General features: G+C 53.5%; 2 tRNA genes and 2 rRNA genes. All 4 read right to left on the bottom strand.

What is annotated here, in order from left to right:
* Positions 1-11: 11 nt before the first annotated feature.
* Positions 12-2,898 (bottom strand): 23S ribosomal RNA (locus ABD022_RS14810).
* 343 nt (positions 2,899-3,241) lie between these two features.
* Positions 3,242-3,317: transfer RNA gene (locus ABD022_RS14805), tRNA-Ala, on the bottom strand.
* Between the two features lie 39 nt (positions 3,318-3,356).
* Positions 3,357-3,433, bottom strand: a tRNA-Ile gene (locus tag ABD022_RS14800).
* A 97-nt stretch (positions 3,434-3,530) separates the two neighbouring features.
* A 16S ribosomal RNA gene (locus tag ABD022_RS14795) occupies positions 3,531-4,535 on the bottom strand; the annotation flags it as partial.

Genomic DNA, 4,535 nt, shown 5'->3' with positions numbered 1-4,535 from the left:
CGCAAGGTTATAGGATCAAGCCGCACGGGCAATTAGTACTGGTTAGCTGCACGCGTTACCGCGCTTCCACACCCAGCCTATCAACGTCCTGGTCTCGGACGACCCTTCAGGGGGGTCAAGCCCCCGGGATACCTAATCTTCAGACGAGTTTCCCGCTTAGATGCCTTCAGCGGTTATCTCTTCCGTACATAGCTACTCGGCAATGCCATTGGCATGACAACCGATACACCAGCGGTACGTCCACTCCGGTCCTCTCGTACTAGGAGCAGGCTCCGTCAAGTATCCAACGCCCACGGCAGATAGGGACCAAACTGTCTCACGACGTTTTAAACCCAGCTCACGTACCTCTTTAAATGGCGAACAGCCATACCCTTGGGACCGGCTACAGCCCCAGGATGAGATGAGCCGACATCGAGGTGCCAAACACCGCCGTCGATATGAACTCTTGGGCGGTATCAGCCTGTTATCCCCAGAGTACCTTTTATCCGTTGAGCGATGGCCCTTCCATACAGAACCACCGGATCACTATGACCTGCTTTCGCACCTGTTCGACTTGTCAGTCTCACAGTCAAGCACGCTTATGCCATTGCACTATCAGCACGATTTCCGACCGTACCTAGCGTACCTTCGTACTCCTCCGTTACACTTTAGGAGGAGACCGCCCCAGTCAAACTGCCCACCATGCACTGTCCCCAACCCGGATAACGGGCCAAGGTTAGAACCGCAAACAGACCAGGGTGGTATTTCAAGGATGGCTCCACCGAATCTGGCGACTCGGTTTCAGCGCCTCCCACCTATCCTACACAGGCCGGTTCACAATCCAATGCAAAGCTACAGTAAAGGTTCATGGGGTCTTTCCGTCTAGCCGCGGGTAGATTGCATCATCACAAACATTTCAACTTCGCTGAGTCTCAGGAGGAGACAGTGTGGCCATCGTTACGCCATTCGTGCAGGTCGGAACTTACCCGACAAGGAATTTCGCTACCTTAGGACCGTTATAGTTACGGCCGCCGTTTACCGGGGCTTCGATCAAGAGCTTGCACCCCATCACTTAACCTTCCGGCACCGGGCAGGCGTCACACCCTATACGTCGACTTTCGTCTTGGCAGAGTGCTGTGTTTTTAATAAACAGTCGCAGCCACCGATTCTCTGCGGCCCCTTCATGCTCAGTGCGCAGGCACCTCACACTACCAGGGCATACCTTCTCCCGAAGTTACGGTATCAATTTGCCGAGTTCCTTCTCCTGAGTTCTCTCAAGCGCCTTGGAATATTCATCCCGTCCACCTGTGTCGGTTTGCGGTACGGTCTCGTGAGACTGAAGCTTAGAGGCTTTTCCTGGAACAGCTTCCAATCAGTCCAGGAACCTAAGTTCCTGTCCAGCCACACCCTTGAATTACGCGCCCGGATTTACCTAAGCGCCTTCTATGATGCAGCAACGGGGACATCCAACACCCCGATGACCTTCTGCCATCCGTCCCCCCATCGCATCTCACGACGGTGCTGGAATATTAACCAGCTTCCCATCAGCTACGCATCTCTGCCTCGCCTTAGGGGCCGACTCACCCTGCGCCGATGAACGTTGCGCAGGAAACCTTGGACTTACGGCGAGGGGGCTTTTCACCCCCTTTATCGCTACTCATGTCAGCATTCGCACTTCTGATACCTCCAGCAGCCTTTACAAGCCACCTTCGCAGGCTTACAGAACGCTCTCCTACCGCGTGCACTTGCGTGCACACCCGCAGCTTCGGTAACTGGCTTAGCCCCGTTACATCTTCCGCGCAGGACGACTCGATCAGTGAGCTATTACGCTTTCTTTAAAGGATGGCTGCTTCTAAGCCAACCTCCTGACTGTCTATGCCTTCCCACTTCGTTTCCCACTTAGCCAATTTTAGGGACCTTAGCTGGCGGTCTGGGTTGTTTCCCTCTTGAGTCCGGACGTTAGCACCCGGTGCTCTGTCTCCCACACTGTACTTGCCGGTATTCGGAGTTTGCCATAGGTTGGTAAGTCGCCATGACCCCCTAGCTATAACAGTGCTCTACCCCCGGCAGTAATCATGTGAGGCACTACCTAAATAGTTTTCGGAGAGAACCAGCTATCTCCAGGCTTGTTTAGCCTTTCACCCCTATCCACAGCTCATCCCCTAACTTTTCAACGTTAGTGGGTTCGGTCCTCCAGCACGTGTTACCGTGCCTTCAACCTGGCCATGGATAGATCGCCTGGTTTCGGGTCTACACCCAGCGACTGAATCGCCCTGTTCGGACTCGCTTTCGCTACGCCTTCCCTATCCGGTTAAGCTTGCCACTGAATGTAAGTCGCTGACCCATTATACAAAAGGTACGCAGTCACCCCATATAGAGGCTCCTACTGTTTGTATGCATACGGTTTCAGGATCTATTTCACTCCCCTTCCGGGGTTCTTTTCGCCTTTCCCTCACGGTACTGGTTCACTATCGGTCGATCACGAGTATTTAGCCTTGGAGGATGGTCCCCCCATCTTCAGACAGGATTTCACGTGTCCCGCCCTACTTATCTGACGCCTAGTCCCACACATTCGATTTCGTCTACAGGGCTATCACCATGCTGCGGCCGGCCTTTCCAGACCGTTCGACTATCGACTGTGCTAACTCGTCAAGGCTGCTCCGGTTTCGCTCGCCGCTACTTCCGGAATCTCGGTTGATTTCTTTTCCTCGAGCTACTGAGATGTTTCAGTTCACCCGGTTCGCCTCGTTACCCTATGTATTCAGATAACGATACGGCATCGCTGCCGTGGGTTTCCCCATTCGGACATCTGCGGATCAAAGCTTGTTTGCCAGCTCCCCGCAGCTTTTCGCAGGCTACAACGTCCTTCTTCGCCTGTGATCGCCAAGGCATCCACCATATGCACTTATTCGCTTGATCCTATAACTTTGCAGATTACAGGAACTGAGTTTCGCGTGTTTGTGCCGTTCAATTCCAACAAGGTTCGTTCAATCCACCCTGGGTAGAGCAGATCGAAGTCTTTCTTGAGAACTTTTGAACAATTGATTTTGCAATCACAACCCGTAAATCACATCGGTTCAACAATTAAGTTGACCTTTGCGTCTACATTGTTGTGCTTCTTCCAGATTGTTAAAGAACATGGTACTTCACCGACTGGATCGGCCTTGCGGCCAATCCGTTCAGTCAGCAGCATCCTGGTCGCCCAAGACACTCTTGACTGAAGATCCGTTGTCCACCCACTCGCCACCACCGCGCAGATTCCTGGTGGAGGATGACGGGATCGAACCGACGACCCCCTGCTTGCAAAGCAGGTGCTCTCCCAGCTGAGCTAATCCCCCAGAACCCATCGCCGGAAATCACTTTCCGACAACGAACCGTGGTGGGTCAAGATGGATTCGAACCATCGACCCCCGCCTTATCAAGACGGTGCTCTAACCGACTGAGCTACTGACCCCTTGAGTCTGCTTTTCATGCAGGCCTGGACTTCAGACCATGTACCAAACAGCCGATAAGCGTGAGCGCTTCAATGACGAGCCTTGCTGTGAGCTCTTAAAGGAGGTGATCCAGCCGCACCTTCCGATACGGCTACCTTGTTACGACTTCACCCCAGTCATGAATCTCACCGTGGTAAGCGCCCCCCTTGCGGTTAGGCTACCTACTTCTGGTGAAACCCACTCCCATGGTGTGACGGGCGGTGTGTACAAGACCCGGGAACGTATTCACCGCGACATGCTGATCCGCGATTACTAGCGATTCCGACTTCACGCAGTCGAGTTGCAGACTGCGATCCGGACTACGATCGGGTTTCTGAGATTGGCTCCACCTCGCGGCTTGGCAACCCTCTGTCCCGACCATTGTATGACGTGTGAAGCCCTACCCATAAGGGCCATGAGGACTTGACGTCATCCCCACCTTCCTCCGGTTTGTCACCGGCAGTCCCATTAGAGTGCCCAACTAAATGTAGCAACTAATGGCAAGGGTTGCGCTCGTTGCGGGACTTAACCCAACATCTCACGACACGAGCTGACGACAGCCATGCAGCACCTGTGTTCCGGTTCTCTTGCGAGCACTCCCAAATCTCTTCGGGATTCCAGACATGTCAAGGGTAGGTAAGGTTTTTCGCGTTGCATCGAATTAATCCACATCATCCACCGCTTGTGCGGGTCCCCGTCAATTCCTTTGAGTTTTAATCTTGCGACCGTACTCCCCAGGCGGTCAACTTCACGCGTTGGCTGCGCTACTAAGGTTAATAAACCCCAACAGCTAGTTGACATCGTTTAGGGCGTGGACTACCAGGGTATCTAATCCTGTTTGCTCCCCACGCTTTCGTGCATGAGCGTCAGTATCATCCCAGGGGGCTGCCTTCGCCATCGGTATTCCTCCACATCTCTACGCATTTCACTGCTACACGTGGAATTCTACCCCCCTCTGACGTACTCTAGCCCGGTAGTTAAAAGTGCAGTTCCAAGGTTAAGCCCTGGGATTTCACACCTTTCTTTCCGAACCGCCTGCGCACGCTTTACGCCCAGTAATTCCGATTAACGCTTGCACCCTAC

It is taken from the genome of Castellaniella daejeonensis (assembly GCF_039523555.1).
Taxonomy (GTDB): domain Bacteria; phylum Pseudomonadota; class Gammaproteobacteria; order Burkholderiales; family Burkholderiaceae_B; genus Castellaniella; species Castellaniella daejeonensis.
This window is presented reverse-complemented; position numbering and strand designations above follow the sequence as displayed.